At 71.0% G+C, this 18,439-nt stretch carries 17 protein-coding genes; 6 read left to right on the top strand and 11 right to left on the bottom strand.

The window, feature by feature from the left end; all coding sequences use genetic code 11:
- Positions 1-37: 37 nt before the first annotated feature.
- The 3 genes from HQQ88_RS18000 to HQQ88_RS17990 are packed head-to-tail and all read right to left on the bottom strand — an operon-like array spanning position 38 to position 3,365.
- Complete coding sequence (locus HQQ88_RS18000; protein ID WP_173170724.1) at positions 38-997, bottom strand: carbohydrate ABC transporter permease; 960 nt, start codon at positions 995-997, stop codon at positions 38-40.
- Positions 994-2,010, bottom strand: a complete 1,017-nt coding sequence (locus HQQ88_RS17995; RefSeq protein WP_123294721.1) for a carbohydrate ABC transporter permease — start codon at positions 2,008-2,010, stop codon at positions 994-996. Before HQQ88_RS17995 ends, HQQ88_RS18000 begins: the two co-directional genes overlap by 4 nt.
- On the bottom strand, positions 2,010-3,365 hold the full coding sequence (locus tag HQQ88_RS17990; RefSeq protein ID WP_173170722.1) for an extracellular solute-binding protein: 1,356 nt from the start codon (positions 3,363-3,365) through the stop codon (positions 2,010-2,012). The genes HQQ88_RS17995 and HQQ88_RS17990 overlap by 1 nt, the downstream gene beginning before the upstream one ends.
- 230 nt (positions 3,366-3,595) lie before the next feature.
- On the opposite strand from HQQ88_RS17990, the gene HQQ88_RS17985 reads away from it, so the two are divergent.
- Together HQQ88_RS17985 and uxaC are read left to right on the top strand one after the other, a co-directional pair.
- The gene (locus HQQ88_RS17985) at positions 3,596-4,594 is read left to right on the top strand and encodes a LacI family DNA-binding transcriptional regulator (RefSeq protein ID WP_123673252.1); all 999 of its coding nucleotides are present in this window, start codon (positions 3,596-3,598) and stop codon (positions 4,592-4,594) included.
- Positions 4,595-4,668: 74 nt separating this feature from the next.
- The gene (uxaC, locus tag HQQ88_RS17980; RefSeq protein ID WP_173170720.1) at positions 4,669-6,108 is read left to right on the top strand and encodes a glucuronate isomerase; all 1,440 of its coding nucleotides are present in this window, start codon (positions 4,669-4,671) and stop codon (positions 6,106-6,108) included.
- Here the strand turns inward: uxaC and HQQ88_RS17975 are convergent.
- Positions 6,098-6,907 (bottom strand): sugar phosphate isomerase/epimerase family protein, encoded by an 810-nt coding sequence (locus HQQ88_RS17975; RefSeq protein WP_173170718.1) that lies wholly within the window; start codon positions 6,905-6,907, stop codon positions 6,098-6,100. The genes uxaC and HQQ88_RS17975 overlap by 11 nt on opposite strands.
- A gap of 77 nt (positions 6,908-6,984) precedes the next feature.
- Between HQQ88_RS17975 and HQQ88_RS17970 the strand changes: the two genes are divergently transcribed.
- The gene (locus tag HQQ88_RS17970) at positions 6,985-7,581 is read left to right on the top strand and encodes a class I SAM-dependent methyltransferase (RefSeq protein ID WP_173170716.1); all 597 of its coding nucleotides are present in this window, start codon (positions 6,985-6,987) and stop codon (positions 7,579-7,581) included.
- 122 nt (positions 7,582-7,703) lie between these two features.
- Here the strand turns inward: HQQ88_RS17970 and HQQ88_RS17965 are convergent, their stop codons facing one another.
- Together HQQ88_RS17965 and HQQ88_RS17960 are read right to left on the bottom strand one after the other, a co-directional pair.
- Entirely contained in the window at positions 7,704-8,375 is a 672-nt protein-coding gene (locus HQQ88_RS17965; protein ID WP_173170714.1) for a response regulator transcription factor, read from the bottom strand.
- Entirely contained in the window at positions 8,372-9,712 is a 1,341-nt protein-coding gene (locus tag HQQ88_RS17960; RefSeq protein ID WP_173170712.1) for a histidine kinase, read from the bottom strand. The genes HQQ88_RS17965 and HQQ88_RS17960 overlap by 4 nt, the downstream gene beginning before the upstream one ends.
- A gap of 214 nt (positions 9,713-9,926) precedes the next feature.
- On the opposite strand from HQQ88_RS17960, the gene HQQ88_RS17955 reads away from it, so the two are divergent.
- On the top strand, positions 9,927-10,190 hold the full coding sequence (locus tag HQQ88_RS17955) for an SHOCT domain-containing protein (RefSeq protein ID WP_248704254.1): 264 nt from the start codon (positions 9,927-9,929) through the stop codon (positions 10,188-10,190).
- On the opposite strand, the gene HQQ88_RS17950 is transcribed toward HQQ88_RS17955, so the two are convergent.
- Positions 10,177-10,716 (bottom strand): gluconokinase, encoded by a 540-nt coding sequence (locus HQQ88_RS17950; RefSeq protein WP_173170710.1) that lies wholly within the window; start codon positions 10,714-10,716, stop codon positions 10,177-10,179. The genes HQQ88_RS17955 and HQQ88_RS17950 overlap by 14 nt on opposite strands.
- 109 nt (positions 10,717-10,825) lie before the next feature.
- Between HQQ88_RS17950 and gndA the strand changes: the two genes are divergently transcribed.
- Entirely contained in the window at positions 10,826-12,283 is a 1,458-nt protein-coding gene (gndA, locus tag HQQ88_RS17945) for an NADP-dependent phosphogluconate dehydrogenase (RefSeq protein ID WP_173170709.1), read from the top strand.
- 96 nt (positions 12,284-12,379) lie between these two features.
- Here the strand turns inward: gndA and HQQ88_RS17940 are convergent, their stop codons facing one another.
- A complete protein-coding gene (locus HQQ88_RS17940) occupies positions 12,380-13,024 on the bottom strand; it encodes a hypothetical protein (protein ID WP_173170707.1) in 645 nt (214 codons plus the stop codon).
- 170 nt (positions 13,025-13,194) lie between these two features.
- On the opposite strand from HQQ88_RS17940, the gene HQQ88_RS17935 reads away from it, so the two are divergent.
- A complete protein-coding gene (locus HQQ88_RS17935; RefSeq protein ID WP_173170705.1) occupies positions 13,195-14,820 on the top strand; it encodes a molybdopterin-dependent oxidoreductase in 1,626 nt (541 codons plus the stop codon).
- A 254-nt stretch (positions 14,821-15,074) separates the two neighbouring features.
- Here HQQ88_RS17935 and HQQ88_RS17930 read toward each other — a convergent pair whose 3' ends face one another.
- The 3 genes from HQQ88_RS17930 to glmU form a co-directional block, all read right to left on the bottom strand.
- Positions 15,075-15,857 carry a putative protein N(5)-glutamine methyltransferase gene (locus HQQ88_RS17930; protein WP_173170702.1) on the bottom strand — a complete coding sequence of 261 codons (783 nt, stop codon included), beginning with the start codon at positions 15,855-15,857 and terminating at the stop codon, positions 15,075-15,077.
- Between the two features lie 71 nt (positions 15,858-15,928).
- The gene (locus HQQ88_RS17925) at positions 15,929-16,906 is read right to left on the bottom strand and encodes a ribose-phosphate diphosphokinase (protein WP_123294708.1); all 978 of its coding nucleotides are present in this window, start codon (positions 16,904-16,906) and stop codon (positions 15,929-15,931) included.
- Positions 16,907-16,967: 61 nt separating this feature from the next.
- Entirely contained in the window at positions 16,968-18,395 is a 1,428-nt protein-coding gene (glmU, locus tag HQQ88_RS17920; RefSeq protein WP_173170700.1) for a bifunctional UDP-N-acetylglucosamine diphosphorylase/glucosamine-1-phosphate N-acetyltransferase GlmU, read from the bottom strand.
- Positions 18,396-18,439: the final 44 nt, after the last annotated feature.

The raw sequence follows: 18,439 nt of genomic DNA, 5'->3' as shown, positions 1-18,439 counted from the left end.
CCTCCAGTCCGGTTCTGGGTTGCGGTGACTGCCGCGCTCACTTGACGGAGCCGGCCGTCAGACCGCCCACCAGGTAGCGCTGGAAGATGAGGTACAGGGCGACGACCGGCACGGCGCAGACGATCGAGGCGGCCATCATCTGGCCGTAGATCGGGACAGCACCGCCCTCTTGCGCGGTGCCGAGCACCTGCAGGACCACGGCCACCGTCCGGGTGTTCGGGGTCGTCATGATCGTGGAGAACAGGACGTCGTTCCAGCCGAGCAGGAAGGCGAAGATCGCCGAGACGACGATGCCGGGCCACGACAGCGGCAGGACGATCTTCGTCAGGATCTTCGTGCTCGAGGCGCCGTCGATGCGGGCGGCCTCCTCGAGTTCCTTGGGCAGACCACGCAGGTACGTGACCATGACCCAGGTCGAGAACGGCAGGGCGAACGTCAGGTAGGTGACGAACAGACCCCAGCGGGTGCCGATGATCTGCACGCCCGTGGCACTGGCGATGTTCGAGAACACCACGAACACGGGCAGCAGCAGGAGCGTGCCGGGGATCGACTGCAGCGCGAGGAGCCCACGCAGGATGGTCAGGCGGCCGAGGAACCGGAACCGGACCAGGACGTACGCGGTGGACACGGCGAGCGCGGCACTCGCGATGGCGACCGCGCCGGCGGTGAGCATCGAGTTGACCAGCCCCTCGCCGAGGGCGACCGTCGACCAGATCTCGACGTAGTTCGACAGCGTGAACTCGGACGGGAAGTACTCGCCGCGGGCGACCGCGACGTCCGAGTTCACCGAGCCGAACAGGATGTACAGGACCGGGACGGCGATGAACGCGATGATGATCGCGATCACCACGATGAGCAGCCAGCGGGGCAGGAGCCGGGTGACGTCGGTGTCGTAGGGGCGCTTGTGGCGTCGACCGGGTGCGGTGATGCTCTCGGTCAAGGTCGACGTCGGGCGGGTCCGGGTGGTGCCGGCGAAGGATGTGCTCTGGGTGCTCATGCTCGTGCTCCGTCGATGTCGGCGGCGGTCGGGGCGGCGGCGAGCGTGGCGCGGTCGGCGCGGCGCTGCTTCCGGTTGGGGCCCGCGTCGTCACCGGTGTCGAGCTTGACGGCTCGCAGGTAGACGAACAGCGGGATGGCGACGATCACGAGGGAGCAGATCGCCATGGCCGCGGACAGACCGAAGCGGAACGACTGGAAGCTCGCGATGTACGTCAGGACGGGCATGACCTCGACGCTCGACGGCAGCGGGATGCCGAACAGCACGAACGGCAGGGTGAAGTTGTTGATGTTGTGCAGGATCGCGATGATCACCGCCAGGCTGAGCGGCCCGCGCAGGTACGGGAAGATGATGTAGCGGAGCTTCGCCCACCAGGTCACCCCGTCGAGCGCGGCGGCCTCGTGCACCTCGTTGTCCACGGCCTGCAGTCCGGCCAGCGAGAGCAGGTAGACGAACGGCCAGCTCGTCCAGATCATCACGCCGGCCAGCGCCCAGTAGGACGCGGAGCCGTTCAGCCAGAGCACGTCGGTGTGCAGGATCGAGTTCACGACGCCCTGCGGCTGCAGCATCGTGCGGAAGAACGTGCCGACGACGAACGCGGGCAGCACGTAGGGGATCAGGTAGATCGACCGGACGAGGCCGCGCCCCGGGAACCGGTTCTGCGTCGAGATCGCCGCCGCGACGCCGATCGGCACGGTGACCGCGGTGACCAGGACGGACAGCGACACCGAGATCCAGATCGAGTGGAGCAGGGGCGAGTTCGTGAAGGCCTCGGTGAAGTTCGCGAAGCCGATGAAGGGAGCGCTGAACCACTGCCGCAGCGTGTACTGGTCCAGGTCGAGCATCGCGATGTAGAAGCCCACCAGGAGCGGCACCACGATGACGGCGAGCATGAGGACCCCGCCGGGGATGAGCATCCAGAGCGGACGCTCCTTCTTGTACAGCGGCGTCGTGCCGTGCGGGCGGACCGTCTGCTCCGTGCGCTGCGGCGGTCTGGTCTGGGTGCTGGTCATCACAGACCTCCGTTCTTCTGACGGTCGAGGGTGGACTGGGCGTCCTTCTGGGCGTCCTGCAGACGCTTGCGGAGCTGGTCGTCGGTGACCTCGCCGCTCTTGAGCGACGGGATCGACTGCACGACCACGTCGACCAGGGCGAGCTGGATGTCGGACCAGGCGCCGGTGAAGGCGGTGGGCTTCGACAGGCGGCCCGCGTCGATGATCGGCTTGAGCTGCGGGTTGTCGGCCGCCAGGTCAGCGGCGGCGGACGCGTTGGTCGGCAGGTTGCCGAACAGGTCGTAGTACTCGAGCTGCGCCTTCGGTGCGCTGAGCTGCTTGACGAAGTCGAAGGACAGCTGCTGCTTCGTGCCGTAGTCGGCCACCACCCAGTTGTCGCCGGACAGGATGCTCGCGGCCTCGATGCCGTCGGCCGGGCGCTCGCTGGCCCCCGGCGGGACGGTGGGGAGCAGGGCGAACTCGTACTTGCCGTCGACCTTGGTGTCCTTGAACGAGTTGATCGCGGTGGTCGTCGTCATCGGGAAGAACGCGGCCTTGCCCTCGGTGAACTGGGCCAGGGCCTGCGCGTTGTTCCAGCCGATCGCGGCCTTGTCGACGACGCCGTCCTTCGTGACCCAGTCGAAGTAGGTCCGGTACGCGTTCTCGACGGCGTCGCTGTCGATCTCGGCCTTCGTGCCGTCGACGATGGTGTTGCCGGCGTTCTGCGCCATGCCCCACACGAACTTCCACGGGTCGAAGCCGTCGGCGTAGGCGATCGCCAGGCCGTGCCGGTCACCGGTCGTCGTCGCCTTCGCGTCCTCGGTCAGCTCGTCCCACGTGGTCGGCATGTCGGTGATGCCGGCCTTCGCGAGCAGGTCCTTGTTGACGGCCATCACGAACGGACGGCTGGCGAACGGGATCCCGATCTGCTTCGAGTCGCTCGGACCCGAGATGCCGAACGAGGCCGGGTCGAACTGGTCCTTGCCGCCGATGGCCTGCCACTCCTTCGATCCCATCTCGACGAAGGCACCGGTGGCGTAGGCGGTGGGGGTGAACGTGGTGCCGATGGCGTAGACGTCGGGGCCCTGGCCGGAGATGACGCTGGTCTGGATGGCGGTCAACTCCTCCTGCGCGGACGAGTAGGTCTCCCACTGGATGTCCGCACCGGTGGTGCGCTTGAACTCGGCAGCGGTGTCCTGCTGCCACTGCTTGCGCTCCTTGGGGTACGTGGTGTCCGCGCCCATCATCACGCGGAGGGTGTTCGGGTCGTCGCCGCTGCCGTTCACGACGGCGCAGCCCTGCAGGGAGAGAGCGGCGAGGGCGATCACCGCGACGGCACCGACGAGGGTGCGGGGCTTCAGCCGTGTTCTGTTCATCCGGGGGCTTCCTCCTCGAGACCTCCTCCGGGCGGCGCTGCCCGGTGGCACCACTGTTCCGCCGTTGGCAACATCCGGCAACCGGTTGCCACTTGTTGCCAGACGCGAATACGTTCGGCCTCGTGAGCGACACAGACATCGACGTCTCCGGCGCCGGCAGCGGCTTCGGCACGCGATCCGACGCGAGCGCCGACACGAGCGCCGGCGCCGGCTTCAGCGCCGCCCGGCGCGTGACCATCCGGGACATCGCCGACGCGACCGGCGTGGCCCCGTCCACCGTGTCCCGCGCGCTCTCACTGCCCGACCGCGTGAACCACACCACGCAGGAGCGCATCCAACGAGCGGCCCGCGAACTCGGCTACGTCGCCAACTCGCAGGCACGCGCCCTGACGTCCGGCCGCACCCGGGCCGTCGCCGTGCTCGTCTCCGACATCACGAACCCGTTCTACTTCGACGTCATCCGCGGTACGCAGCACCAGCTCGCCGGCGCCGGGTGGACGCAGTTGCTCGTCGACACCGAGGAGTCCGCCGACGCCGAGCTCGCCACCCTGAGCTCGATCGGCGCGAAGGCCGACGGCGTCGTCCTCACCGCCTCACGCCTGTCCGACGCGCAGATCGCCCGGTTCGCCGAGCGGATCCCCCTCGTCGTCGTCAACCGTCGCCCCGCCGGGGTGCCCTCGGTGCTCATCGACACCCCCGGTGGCGTCGAGCAGGCCGTGCAGCACCTCGTCTCCCTGGGCCACCGCGACGTGCTCTACGTCGCCGGTCCGGACAGCTCGTGGTCGAACGAACGCCGGTGGAAGGCGCTCGTGCGCGTCGCGAAGCGCCTCGGCGTCCGCGTCGCCCGCATCGGGCCGCACGCGCCGTTCGTCGACTCCGGAGCCGCAGCCGCCGACGCCGCCGTGCACGCCGGGGCCACGGCCTGCATCGCCTTCAACGACCTGATCGCGATCGGCATGCTCGCGCGGCTGCGGGAACGGGGCGTCCGCGTCCCCGAGGACGTGAGCATCGTCGGCTGCGACGACATCTTCGGTGCCGACTTCTGCAACCCGCCGCTCACCACCATGACCTCGCCGATCGAACGCGCCGGCCGGGTCGCGATCCGGATGCTGCTCGGCCGCCTCGGTGCGATCCCCGCCGACGAGCTGCCCGGTGAGCACATGACCGGCGCCGTCGCACTGCCCACCCACCTGACCGTCCGGGAGTCGACGGGCCCTGCGCCCGCCTGACACCGGCGCACGCCCGCTGCACCCGCCGGCCCCGCCGCGCCCCGCCGTCCGTACCGTCCTCGAAGGAGTCGATGATGACCCAGACCAGCACCGCCACCCGTCTCGCCCCGCACCCCGACCGGCTGCTCCCCGCCGACCCCGGTGCACGCCAGGTGGCACGGACCGTCTACGACGCGGTCAAGGACGCACCGATCATCTCCCCGCACGGCCACGTCGACGCGGCGCTCATCGCCGCCGACCAGCCGTTCAGCGACCCCGCGTCGCTGCTCATCACGCCCGACCACTACGTGCTCCGCCTGCTGCACGCGAACGGGGTGGACCTGGCCGCGCTGGGACGCGCCGACCTGTCGGGGACCAGCCCCGTGCCTCCCGGTCGCGCCATCTGGCGGAACCTGGCGGACCACTGGGACGACTTCCTCGGCACCCCCGTCCGCTACTGGTTCGAGACCGAGCTGCACGACGTCTTCGGACTGACGGAGCAGCCGTCGGCGGCGAACGCCGACGCCCAGTACGACCACATCGCCGGCCTGCTGGCGTCGCCGGCCTTCCGCCCGCGCGCCCTGTTCGACACCTTCGGCATCGAGGTCCTCGCCACCACCGACGGCCCTGCCGACGACCTCGCCGCGCACGCGCAGCTCGCCGCGGACCCCACGTTCACCGGCCGGGTGGTCCCCACGTTCCGCGCGGACGCCGTGTTCGACCCGTCGCGGCCGGACTGGAGGCCCGTGGTCGCGTCCATCGGGCAGGCCGCCGGCATCGACACGGGCACCCACGCAGGGCTGTTGGCAGCACTCCGCGCACGTCGCCAGTACTTCATCGAGCACGGCGCGACCGCCACGGACACCGGGGTGCTCGACGCCGGATCGTCGCCGTTGTCCGCCACGTCGCGCGAGCGTATCCACGCCGAGGCGCTCCGCGACCCGTCGTCCGTCTCCGAGGCGGACGCCACCGCGTACCGGCACGACATGCTCTACCGCTGGGCCGAGATGAGCGTCGAGGACGGCCTCGTCATGCAGCTGCACCCCGGCGTCATCCGCAACCACCACGCACCGACGCTCGAACGCTTCGGCCCGGACACCGGCCACGACCTGCCCGCCGTCGGCTCCTTCACCACGCCGCTGCGGCCGCTCCTGGACTCCTTCGGCACCGCTCCGGGCTTCCACCTCGTGCTGTTCACCGTCGACGAGACCGTCTTCTCGCGCGAGATCGGCCCGCTCGCCGGCTTCTACCCCGCCGTGTACGCCGGAGCACCGTGGTGGTTCATCGACACCCCGGCGGCGATCGGCCGCTACCGCTCCGCGATCACCGACTCGGCGTCGTTCACGAAGACCTCCGGGTTCATCGACGACACCCGGGCGTACTGCTCCATCCCCGCGCGGCACGACATGGCGCGGCGAGCGGACGCGGCGTACCTGGCATCGCTCGTCGTCACGCACGAGATCTCGGAAGAGGACGCCGTCCGCACCGCACGGCGGATCGTGTCCGACATCCCGCGGGCGACGTTCAAGCTGTAGCGGTGCGGGCCGGGGCCGTGGCCGTGGCTGTGACGCTGCGGACGCGTTCCAGCGCGGAACGGATCTCGGCTTCGGCGGTCTCGGCGTCGGGCGCCCACCGGCACTCGAGCGAGACGGCGCCCCGGTACCCGCCGTCGTGCACGGCGGCGAGGAACTCGCGCCAGACGTCGTCGACCGTGCCGGGCGGCCGACGGTCCGGATCGCTGAGGTGGACGTGCCCGATCCGGTCGCCGTGGCGCCGCAGGACCTCGAACGACTCGCCCTCGTTCCGGATGTGGAACAGGTCGGCGACGACGCCGACGCCGTCGAGGCCAGCGCCCTCGAGGAACGCCACCGTCGCCTCGACCGTGTGCAGGACGTTCGTCTCCGCGCGGCTCAGGGGTTCCACCACGATGCGCAGGTCGTTCGCGGCGGCCACATCGCGTGCGGTCCGGACCACCTCGCCGAACCGGCGAAGGGCGTCGTCGCCCGCCATGCCGTCGGGAGCGTTCCGAGCGGTCCCCGACCCGAAGACGATCGTCGCGCCCGGTTCCGCGACCGACCGCACGATCGGCAGGACCGACTCGAAGTAGGACCGGACCGTCCCGAGCTCCGTGGTCAGCAGCGGGAGGTCGCCGGGCACCAGGATGGCGAAGGACGGGAACCGCTGGCCGGCGTAGACCTCGTTCCGCTGCCACCCCGTTCCGTCTTGGACCGCGAGGTTGCCGGCGATCGTCGGCTCCACGTGGTCGGCGCCCGCGCGGCGGACCACCTCGGTCAGTTCTGCCCCGGCCACGACGCCGAGTCCCCTGGACGACATGCGGTCCATGCAACTCGTCCGAGGTGCCGACGGCGACTGTTGCCGTCCGTTGCCACCGGCGCCGGTACGGTCGGACGATGGACCTCGACGTGACCGCTGCGTACGGCGACCGTGCGGAGGAGTACGCGGAGCTCCTCGGATCGATGTCGGCCGTCCACGACGAGGACCGGACACAGGTCGAGGCCTGGGCGTCGGGATCCGGTGCGCGCATCCTCGACGCAGGGTGCGGGCCGGGGCACTGGGCCGCACACCTGGCGGATCGTGGGCACGCAGTGATCGGCATCGACGCGGTCGCACCCTTCGTCGAGCACGCACGACGTGCGCACGACGGCGTCGACTTCCGCCTGGGCGCGATCGAGTCCACCGGTCTCGACGACGGCAGCGTCGACGGGGTGCTCGCCTGGTACTCCGTGATCCACCACGATCCGTCCTGCGTCGGCGAGGTCTTCGCCGAGTTCCGCAGGGTGCTCCGGCCGGGCGGCGGCCTGCTGGTCGGGTTCTTCGAGGGGCCTTCGATCGAGTCCTTCGACCACGCGGTCGTCACGGCGTACCGGTGGCCGACGGGCGCGCTGGCGGAGGTCCTCGACGACCACGGGTTCGACGTGGTGGACGTCCGGGTCCGGGTCGATCCGGGACGGCGGCCGCACGCTGCCGTCCGCGCGACGCGGCGGTGAGTCCGGTCAGCTCAGGCGGGTCGCGAGGCGTGTGAGCGCGTCGGCGTACTCGGTGAGCGCGCGGTCGAGCAGTGCGTCGAGATCAGTGCGCATGACGTTCATCCCGCGAGCGTACCGGGGCATCAGGGCTGCCAGCCGGGGGTGACGAGGCCGGTCTCGTAGGCGAAGACGACGAGTTGCGCGCGGTCACGGGCGCCGAGCTTGATCATCGCGCGGGACACGTGCGTCTTCGTGGTGAGCGGGCTGACGAAGAGCTGCTCGGCGATCTCGGTGTTGGTGAGGCCGATCGCGACGAGCTGCATGACCTCGCGCTCACGGGCGGTGAGGACGCCGAGGCCCGGAGCGAGGGACGCGGGCTTGGCGTGGGTCGCGTAGGCCTCGATCAGGGAGCGGGTCGCCCGCGGCGAGAGGAGCGAATCCCCGGCGACCACGGTGCGGACAGCCCGGAGGAGTTCGGCCGGCTCGGTGTCCTTCACCAGGAACCCGGCGGCACCGGAGCGGATCGCCTCGAACACGTAGTCGTCCTGCTCGAAGGTCGTGAGGATGACCACGTGCACCCCGTCGAGCGCGGCGTCGGCGCTGATCCGTCGCGTCGCAGCGATGCCGTCGGTGCCCGGCATCCGGATGTCCATGAGCACGACGTCGGGACGCAGGCTGCGGGCGAGGTCGACGGCGTCGTCCCCGTCCCCCGCCTCGCCGATGACGGTCATGCCCGGCTCGGCATCGAGGAGCGCCCGGAGACCGGCTCGGACGAGCACCTGGTCGTCGACGAGCAGGACGGTGATGGTGGTCATGCGCTGCCACCTTCCGACGCGTCGGCCGGGTCCACTGCGCCACCCGCGGAGTCGACCGAACCATCCGTCGCCAGCGGCAACCTGGCCGCAACCCGCCAGCCGCCGTCCGTCGTCGGGCCGACTCGTAGGTCGCCGCCGACCGCGGCCGCTCGCTCCCGCATGCCGATGACGCCGTTGCCCGTCGTGCCGAGTCCGGCCGGCACGGTGCCCTCGGACGAGGTCGGCGCGCCGGGCGTCGGTCGGTCCTCGACTGCGAGGTCCACGACGTCGGGTCCGATGGTGACCTCGATGCGAGCGACGTGCCCCGGGGCGTGCTTCATGACGTTGGTCACGGACTCCTGCACGATGCGGAACGCGCTGCGCCCGGTGGTCCCCTGCACCGACCCGAGATCGCCGTCGACGCAGAGCTCGATGGCGACGCCGGCGGCTCGGGCACGTTCCACGAGGTCGGGGACACGTTCGAGTCCGGGGACGGGACTCCGGTCCGGTCCGTCACCGTCACCGTCGCGCCGGTCGCTGTCGACCGACCGGAGGACCCCGAGGATCGTCCGGAGCTCGACGAGGGCATCGCGACTCGAGTCGCGGATGTTGACCAGGGCCTGTCTGGTCGGAGCCGGGAGTTCCGCACCGAGGTGCAGCGCGACGCCGGCCTGCAGGGTGATGAGGGACATGCTGTGGGCAACCGAGTCGTGCAGCTCCCGTGCGATGCGCACCCGTTCCTCACCCGCGCGCCGACGCTCGGCTTCGGCACGGGCACGACGGCGTTCGGCCACGCGTTCGGTCCGCACCCGGACGAGTTCGGCGACCACGATCGTCACCGTGACCCACGCGACGCAGAGTCCGACGGCCGCGAGGTCGATCGTCGGTGCCCGACCGAGCACGACGTCGGCCGTCGGCAGGACGGCCACTGCGACGACCGCGGCAGCAGCGACGGTCCGACGGTGGCCGCGCAACCACGCGTTCGCCATCGCCATCGTCAAGGCGGCCACGAACGGTCCGCGCGGACTGACGACGACGGCGTACCCGACGGTCGTGGCCAAGGTCAGCAACAGCACGGACCGCGGCCACCGCCAGCGCCACGGCAGGACGACGACCCCCGCCACGAGCAGCGCGACCGCGAGTGGGCCCAGGACGACCGGGTCCACTCCGACGGCCGCCGCGGATCGGGTCCACGGTGGTCCGCCCGGACCGGCGGGCGTGATCCGCGCGGCCACCAGGGTCCCGACGATCTGCACGAACGCGACCGGCACGACCCGCCCGACCCGGGCGAACCGGGGACGGCCCCGCCACCGGGCACCGGCCCGGTCGAGGTCGTCGCTGCGCGGTGCCGTGGTCATGGGTCGAGCCTAGGGTCGCCCGTCCGCGGCGGCATCGGCCGCACGAGGACCTGTGGAGTACTCCCCCGGGAGTACCGGGGTGTGCAGGAGAACCCCGTCCACGCCCGTGGGAGCAGACGGAAGTGCGCCTCGGTGGCGGACGCGGGACGGGCCTCCAGACCGGACGCTTGTCCTGTCGCTCCTGCGGCACCCAACCCGACCACTGGAGGTCCCCGTGTTCAGCACCATCTCGGCAACAGCACTCACCGCGGCAGCGACGTACGGGCCGCACTGGCAGGGCCCGGGCTTCCCGTTCTTCGTGTTCCCGGTGTTCTTCTTGGTCGTGTTCCTCGTCGTCTTCCTGGTGTTCGGCGTGCTCCGACGCGGGTCGTGGCGGGCCCGTTCCGACGCTCGCGGCGTCCTCGCCGACCGCTTCGCGCGCGGCGACATCGATGCCGAGGAGTACCGCGCCCGGCTGTCCGAGCTCAGCCGGAAGTGACCGACAGCGCCGCGAGGATCGTCGTCACCGTGTCGTCGACCGGCCCGTCGATGGAGACGTCGACGGCGGCCTCGTCGGCCTGCGGCCGTTCGAGCGTCGCGAACTGGGAGTCGAGCAGCGACGACGGCATGTACTCGTGGTGCCGGTGCGCCTGCCGCTCGGCGATGAGGTCGTGCGAGCCGTCCAGGAACGCGATGACGAGGCCCGGCGCCGACTGCCGGAGCCGATCCCGGTAGACGCGCTTGAGGGCCGAGTTGGCCATCACGCAGCGGCTCCCGGACGCCTCGACGGCGGCGATCTGCGCGGCGCAGGCGTCGAGCCACGGCCAGCGGTCGTCGTCGGTGAGGGGGATGCCCTGCCGCATCTTCTCCTTGTTCGCGGCCGGGTGCAGGTCGTCGGCGTCGACGAACACGGTCGGTTCGCCCTGCTCGGCGAGCGCGTCGGCGAGCGCCTGCCCGATCGTGGACTTGCCGGAACCGGAGACGCCCATGACGAGGACAGGTGGGAGGACAGCGGTGTCGGTCATCCCTCCACAGTATTGACGGGGTGAACAGTGGTCCCCAGTTGCCGTAACACCCGTGCGGTCCCAGGGCGCCGACCGTAGGTTGGTGTCACGTCCGGACAAAGGAGACGACGTGGCAGACAGCACTGGTCAGGCGAACATCGGGGTCATCGGCCTCGCCGTCATGGGGTCGAACCTCGCACGCAACCTCGCGTCGCGTGAGGGCAACACGGTCGCGGTGTACAACCGCACCTACGCCCGCACCGAAGAACTCATCAAGGAGCACGGTGACGCCGGCTTCATCGCGTCCGAGGACATCGACGGCTTCGTCGCCTCGCTCTCGAAGCCGCGCACGGCGATCATCATGGTGCAGGCCGGTAAGGGCACCGACGCCGTGATCTCGCAGCTCGCCGAGAAGTTCGAGGAAGGCGACATCATCGTCGACGGCGGCAACGCCAACTTCCACGACACGATCCGGCGTGAGCACGACCTGCGCGAGAAGGGCCTCAACTTCGTCGGCACGGGCATTTCCGGTGGTGAAGAGGGCGCGCTCAAGGGGCCGTCGATCATGCCCGGCGGCTCGAAGGAAGCCTGGGAGACCCTGGGCCCCATCCTCAAGTCGATCGCGGCGGTCGCCGAGGGCGAGCCCTGCGTGACCCACATCGGCACCGACGGCGCCGGCCACTTCGTCAAGATGGTGCACAACGGCATCGAGTACGCCGACATGCAGCTCATCGCCGAGTCCTACGACCTGCTCCGCCGCGTCGGCGGGCTCTCCGTCGAGGACCTGGTCAAGGTGTTCCAGGAGTGGAACGGCGGCGACCTCGAGTCCTACCTGATCGAGATCACGGTCGAGGTCCTGAAGCAGCGCGACGCCGACTCCGGCAAGCCCCTCGTCGACGTCATCCGCGACGAAGCGGGGTCCAAGGGCACCGGCGTGTGGACCGTGCAGAACGCGGTCGGACTCGGCATCCCGGTCTCCGGCATCGGCGAAGCGGTGTTCGCCCGCGCAGTGTCGTCGAAGCCTTCGCAGCGTGCCGCGGTGCAGCAGGCGTTCCCGGACCGGCCCGCCATCGCCGAGGTCCCCGACGGCTTCGAGGACGACGTCCGCGCGGCGCTCTACGCCTCGAAGGTCGTCGCCTACGCGCAGGGGTTCGACCTGATCATCGCCGGGGCGAAGGAGTACGGCTGGGACATCAACCTCGGCAACGTGGCGAAGATCTGGCGGGGCGGCTGCATCATCCGTGCCCAGTTCCTCAACCGCATCGTCGAGGCGTACGACAAGAACCCGGAGCTCGAGTCACTGCTCGTCGACCCGTACTTCGCGAACGCCGTGCAGGAGGGTGAAGCCGCCTGGCGCCGCATCGTCGGGATCGCCGCCGCATCGGGGATCCCCGCGCCGGGCTTCTCGTCGGCGCTGTCCTACTTCGACTCGCTCGCCTCCGAGCGGCTGCCCGCCTCGCTCATCCAGGGGCAGCGCGACTTCTTCGGCGCGCACACCTACCAGCGCATCGACAAGGACGGTACCTTCCACACGCTGTGGTCCGACGACGACCGCCGCGAGGTCGACCAGGAACCGTCAACCCACTAGACCGCGGCACGACCGCACCCTCGAAGGGCCCTGCCGATCGGCGGGGCCCTTCCCACGTCCGACCGCAGTGCGCTCGGTCACGACGAAGCGCTCGGTTCAGGCGACGATGCGCTCGCGCGCGAGGTCGGCGACGAGCCGGTCCAGCCGCTGTCCGCGGCCGAGCAACCGACGAGAGCCGGGAGCCGTCCGCACGAAGAAGGTCGCGACCGCCGGTGTGTCGTCCGGCCGGACGTAGTGGATCGCGACCGCGCACGCCCGACGGGCATCGGCGTGGTCACCGTCGCCGTGGACGTCCTCGATCCCGACGTGCACCACCCGGCTCCAACGGACCACGAGCAACCGTGTGGCCTTGCGGTCGTCGAGTTCCCACAGGGAGGCCTCGGTCGCCCCGAACGCCCACGTCACACGGGCACCGAGGCTCACCTCCGGCCGGACCTCGGCGATCGCGTCGCGCAGTTCGGTCGTCGGAGCCGCCGGCACGAGCCAGACCGTGGGGTCGATGCGGCGGATGGCGAGCGCGAGGGCCTCGTCAGCGTGCCGACGTCGCACCGCAGCGGCACGGAAGACCGCGACCACGATGACCGTGACGCCCAGCGCGATCGCACCGAACTCGACGATCCCGAACCAGGACAGGTCCACGTCAGGTGCCGTCGCGACGACGATGATCCGCGCGGTGAGGAGCGCCGCCCAGATGCCCACGATCACCCACCGCAACGTGGACAGGCGCTGTGCAGCCGACATCGGCGTGCGGTCGGATCGGCGGGCGCGGCCGGGGCGCGGAACTGGATCTGGACGCCTCGGCACACCCCGATCCTCGCACGGCCCGATCGGCAGGTGCTGGCCGGGGTCGGTGAACGCCCGGGGAACCGCACGCACAGCCGACGAGCGGCCGGGCGACCTACGCTCGGGCGGTGACCACCGAACGCACCACGGACGTCCCGACGCCGGACGACCCATCGACGGACGAACACCCGGCCGGAGCCCCGCTCCGCCGGCCCGCGGTCCTCGCTGCGGCCGTCGGTCTCGTGGCCGCCGCCGCCTTCCTCGGGATCGCGGAGTTCGGGGCGCTGCTCCTCGGTGGTGCCGGCAGCCCGTTGGTGGCCGTCGGGTCCGCCGTGATCGACCTCGCACCGGCCGGGGCCAAGAACCTGATGGTCGCCCTGTTCGGCACCGGCGACAAGGTCGCACTGTTCGCGCTCATGACCGTCATCGTCGCCGCGATCAGCGCCGGGGCCGGGGTCCTCGAGCGCGCTCGGCCGCCCTTCGGGGCACTCGTCTTCGCCGTCGGTGGCGTGCTCGCGCTCATCGCGGTGAGCACCCGTTCCGGCAGCGGCACGTTCGACGGCGCTCCCACCGTGTTCGGCGTGGCAGCCGCCGTGATCACCCTGCGACTGCTGCTCCGTCGGCTCCGGCGCTGGGAGGCCGCAGCGGCCGTCCCGTCGGCGTCACCGCGACCTGCCTCGACCGAGCGCCGCGCGTTCCTGGTCTGGGGTGTCGCGACCGCAGCGGTCGCGGTCGTGGTGGGCACGGCCTCCCGGGTGGGGTCGTCCGCGATGCAGGCGGTCGCCGCTGCCCGACGAGCCGTGCGCCTGCCCGCGGCGGCGACACCCGCACCGGCCGTGCCGGGCGGCGCCTCGCTCGACGTCGACGGGATCACGCCGTACGTCACACCGAACGCCGACTTCTACCGGATCGACACCGCGCTGCGTGTCCCCTCGATCGACCCGGCCGACTGGAGCCTTCGCATCCACGGCGCCGTCGAGAACGAGGTCACGCTGACGTGGGACGAGCTGCTGGCCCTGCCGCTCGAAGAGCACATGGCCACCCTGAGCTGCGTGTCCAACGAGGTCGGCGGCGACCTGATCGGCAACGCGCTCTGGCTCGGGTACCCGATCCGGGAGCTGCTGGCCCGCGCGAAGCCGACCGGGGACGCCGACATGGTGCTCTCCCGCAGCATCGACGGGTTCACCGCCGGGACGCCGTTGGACGTCCTGCAGGACGAGGGCACCGACGCGCTGCTCGCCATCGGCATGAACGGCGAACCGCTGCCGACCGAGCACGGGTTCCCGGCGCGGATGGTCGTGCCCGGGCTGTTCGGGTACGTGTCGGCGACGAAGTGGGTGACCGAGATGGAGGTCACGCGCTTCGCCGATGCGCAGGGCTACTGGACGCCGCGCGGATGGTCGGAACGCGGGCCCGTGAAGCTCGAGTCGCGCATCGACACCCCACGGAACGGGACGACCGTGACCGTCGGCGAGCAGGTCGCCATCGCCGGGGTCGCCTGGCAGCCGCACACCGGGGTGAAGGCCGTGCAGGTCCGGGTCGGCTCGGGTGCGTGGCAGCAGGCGGAACTCGCCGAGTCGGTGTCCGCGGACACCTGGCGCCAGTGGGTGCTGCGGTGGACGCCGACCGCGGGCTCGCACCGGATCGAGGTCCGTGCCGTGAGCGCCGACGGCGAGGTGCAGACGAGCGTCGAGCGGCCGCCCGCGCCGAACGGGGCCTCGGGTTGGGCGTCGGTGACGGTCGACGCGAAGTAGCGCTGGCCGGCGCGCGTCGGGGGCGTCGGGTGAGGCCGTGCGGCACGCCGTCCGCTGGTCGCCGAGGTTCCGAGATCTCGGCATGTCGAGCGTTCGAACGACCATCTGTGCGACCTCGACGGAACTGAGCGGCGTGTCGCGACCGGTCGGCGAACCAAGCGCCGGCCGAACTCGCGCGGGTCGAGCCCGTGCGGGTCGAGCCCGTGCGGGTCGAGCCCGTGCGGGTCGAACTCGTGCGGCTCGGGCTCGTCGGGTCAGGCGGGGAGCGTCGCGACGACGCAGGTGCCGTCGACCTCGTCGTCCTGCTCGACCACGGCCGTGAACCCGACGGACACGAACGCCGCGACCGACGCATCTGCCTGCGCCCCCGACACCTCGATCACGACCGAACCACCGGGGCGCAGCCACTCCCCCGCTCCCGCGGCGATCCGCCGGTGCAGGTCGAGGCCGTCCACCCCACCGTCGAGCGCGACGCGGTGCTCGTGCTCCCGCGCTTCGACCGGCATCATCGCGATCGACGCCGTCGGGACGTAGGGGGCGTTCACCGCGATGACGTCGACGGCACCGCGGAACCGGTCCGGCAGCGGCGCGAACAGGTCGCCGGCGACGACGATCCCGCGGTCGCCGATGTTCTCGGCCGCGACGTCGACGGCGTCCGGGTCGATGTCCGCGGCCAAGAGGTCGAGCGCGCCGACCCGGCCGAACAACGCCACCGAGATCGCACCGGCGCCGCAGCACAGGTCGACCACGCGGTCGTAGCGCTGCAAACGACGGGCAGCCTGCTCGACGACGACGGTCGTCCGGGCACGCGGGACGAACACCCCGGAGGTCACCCGGATGCGGTGTCCGTCGAAGGCGGCCCAGCCGAGGACGTACTCGAGCGGCTCACCGGCGAGGCGACGCTGGACCAGGGAACGCAGCCGGACTGGTTCACCGTCGCCTGCTTCGAGGAGCAGGTCGGCTTCGTCCTCGGCGAAGACGCTCCCCGCGGCCCGAAGCCGGGCCGCGAGGGCGTCACGCGCGGGATGGGTCAGCAACGGTCCGCAGACACGTCACGTCGACGAGACGGTGAGGCGCCGCCGGCTGTGCCCATGGTTCGACGGCTCCGCTACGCTGCGCCGTCGAACATCGACGTGACGGACCCGTCGTCGAAGACCTCGTGGATGGCGCGGGCCAGGAGCGGGGCGATCGGCAGGATCTCGAGACGGTCCCAGCGCTTCTCGACGGGCACCGGCAGGGTGTCGGTGACGACGACACGGTCGATGAACTCGCTCTGCAGCAGCTCGGTGGCCGGGTCGGAGAACACGGCGTGGGTCGCGGCGACGACGACGCCGATCGCGCCGGCAGCCTTCAACGCCTCAGCTGCCTTGGCGATCGTGCGCCCGGTGTCGATCAGGTCGTCGACGAGCAGGCACCAGCGGCCGGAGACGTCGCCGACGATCTCGTGGACCGTGACCTGGTTCGGGACCAGCGGGTCGCGACGCTTGTGGATGATGGCGAGGGGTGCACCGAGCTTCTCGGACCAGATGTCGGCGACGCGGACGCGCCCCATGTCGGGAGACACGACCGTCAGCATCGACGGGTCGAGGATCTCGCGGAAGTGCTCGAGCAACACCGGCATGGCGAAGAGGTGGTCCACCGGGCCGTCGAAGAAGCCCTGGATCTGGGCCGCGTGCAGGTCGACGCTCATGATGCGGTGCGCGCCCGCGGCCTTGAACAGGTCGGCGACCAGGCGGGCCGAGATCGGCTCGCGGCCGCGGCCCTTCTTGTCCTGACGGGCGTACGGGTAGAACGGCGCGACGACGGTGATGCGCTTGGCCGAGGCCCGCTTCAGCGCGTCGACGATGATGAGCTGCTCCATGAGCCACTCGTTGATCGGCGCCGTGTGCGACTGGATGACGAACGCGTCGCACCCGCGGACCGACTCGTCGAACCGGACGTACAGCTCACCGTTCGCGAAGGTCCGGGCATCGGTGGGGACCAGGTCGACACCGAGTTCCTCTGCGATCTCGGCGGAGAGCGCCGGGTGTGCTCGCCCCGAGACGAGGACGAGTCGTTTCTGGCCGGTTGTCTTGATTCCGGACAAGTGCGGTGCTCACTCCCTGACCCGTGTGGGGTCGATGTCGACGACCGGTGGTCGCCAGGATCTATTCGCCGTTCGCGTGCCGAGCAGCCTCGGCCGCCGGTGTGCCGGGTCGGTGTTCCTCGACCCATCCGTCGGTGTTGCGCTGTGGGGCGTAGCTGATCGCGAGCGATCCGGCCGGGACGTCCTTGCGGACCGTCGTTCCGGCACCCGTGTACGCACCGTCACCAATCCTAACCGGGGCGACGAACACGTTGTGCGAGCCTGTACGAACGTGCGAGCCGACCTCGGTGCGGTGCTTGTGCACGCCGTCGTAGTTCGCGGTGATCGTGTTCGCACCGATGTTCGAGTCCTCGCCCACCTCGGCGTCGCCGATGTACGACAGGTGCGGGACCTTGCTGCCGCGCCCGATCTTCGCGTTCTTCGTCTCGACGAAGCTGCCGATCTTGCCCTGGTCGCCCAGGATCGTGCCCGGACGCAGGTACGCGAACGGCCCCACCGAGGCACCGTCACCGATGACGGCGAGGGTGGCGTCGACCCGGTTCACCGTCGCGCCCGAGCCGACCTCGGTGTCGCGCAGCGTGGTGTCCGGCCCGACGACGGCACCCGCGGCGATGGCGGTCGCGCCGAGGAGCTGGGTGCCGGGCAGGACCTCGGCATCCGCTTCGATCGAGACGTCGAGGTCGATCCAGGTGGTGGCCGGGTCCTGCACGGTGACGCCGGCGAGCTGGTGCCGGCGGACGATGCGGGCGTTGAGCTCGCGAGCGGCGTCGGACAGCTGCGCGCGGTCGTTGATGCCGGCGACGAGCCACGGGTCCGTCAGGGTGACCACGTCGATGCGCCCGCCTCGCGCACTGATCAGCGCGGGGGCGTCGGTGATGTACTTCTCGCCCTGCGCGTTCGCCGTGGTGAGCGACGGCAGGACCGCCCGGAGGCGCGTCACGTCGAATGCGTAGATGCCCGCGTTCGCCTCGGCGATGGCCAGCTGTTCGGCGGTCGCGTCCTTGTGCTCGACGACACCGACGAACGCGCCGTCAGCATCCCGTACGATCCGTCCGAGGCCGGTCGGGTCCGGGGCGATCGCACTGACGAAGGTCGCACCGTTTCCTCCTCCGGCGTGGGCGTCGACGAGCAGGCGGAGCGACGCCGCGTCGAGCAACGGGACGTCGCCGGAGAGCACCACGACGGCTCCGTCGAAGTCCGCCGGCAGCGACTGGACCGCGACCTCGACCGCGCGGCCGGTGCCGGGGACGTCGTCCTGGTCGACGATGATGGCGTCGGGCGCACGCTCGGTGATCTCCGCTGCGACCAGGTCACGCTCGTGCCGCACGACCACGGCCACGTGCTCCGGCCCGAGGGACGACGCCGTCCGCAGCACGTGCGCGATGAGCGGCAGCCCGGCGAGCCGGTGCAGCACCTTGGGGGTGGACGACTTCATGCGCGTGCCCTGCCCGGCGGCGAGGACGACGACGGCGATGCGCTGGTCGGTCATGGGTCCATCCTGGCGCACCCGCGCTGCGGAGTCCGGTGGAACCG

Source organism: Curtobacterium sp. VKM Ac-2861 (assembly GCF_013204965.1).
Taxonomy (GTDB): Bacteria; Actinomycetota; Actinomycetes; order Actinomycetales; family Microbacteriaceae; genus Curtobacterium.
The sequence above is the reverse complement of the archived record's forward strand: the minus strand, read 5'-3'. Positions and strand labels throughout refer to the sequence as shown.

Excerpts from the sequence above, each read along its gene's own strand:
- HQQ88_RS17960 (WP_173170712.1), bottom strand. The coding sequence starts at position 9,712 with ATGACCACGGCACCGCGCAGCGACGACCTCGACCGGGCCGGTGCCCGG.
- glmU (WP_173170700.1), bottom strand. The coding sequence starts at position 18,395 with ATGACCGACCAGCGCATCGCCGTCGTCGTCCTCGCCGCCGGGCAGGGC.
- HQQ88_RS17970 (WP_173170716.1), top strand. The coding sequence starts at position 6,985 with ATGGACCTCGACGTGACCGCTGCGTACGGCGACCGTGCGGAGGAGTAC.
- HQQ88_RS17965 (WP_173170714.1), bottom strand. The coding sequence starts at position 8,375 with ATGACCACCATCACCGTCCTGCTCGTCGACGACCAGGTGCTCGTCCGA.
- HQQ88_RS17975 (WP_173170718.1), bottom strand. The coding sequence starts at position 6,907 with ATGTCGTCCAGGGGACTCGGCGTCGTGGCCGGGGCAGAACTGACCGAG.
- HQQ88_RS17995 (WP_123294721.1), bottom strand. The coding sequence starts at position 2,010 with ATGACCAGCACCCAGACCAGACCGCCGCAGCGCACGGAGCAGACGGTC.
- HQQ88_RS17940 (WP_173170707.1), bottom strand. The coding sequence starts at position 13,024 with ATGTCGGCTGCACAGCGCCTGTCCACGTTGCGGTGGGTGATCGTGGGC.
- HQQ88_RS18000 (WP_173170724.1), bottom strand. The coding sequence starts at position 997 with ATGAGCACCCAGAGCACATCCTTCGCCGGCACCACCCGGACCCGCCCG.
- HQQ88_RS17990 (WP_173170722.1), bottom strand. The coding sequence starts at position 3,365 with ATGAACAGAACACGGCTGAAGCCCCGCACCCTCGTCGGTGCCGTCGCG.
- HQQ88_RS17950 (WP_173170710.1), bottom strand. The coding sequence starts at position 10,716 with ATGACCGACACCGCTGTCCTCCCACCTGTCCTCGTCATGGGCGTCTCC.
- uxaC (WP_173170720.1), top strand. The coding sequence starts at position 4,669 with ATGACCCAGACCAGCACCGCCACCCGTCTCGCCCCGCACCCCGACCGG.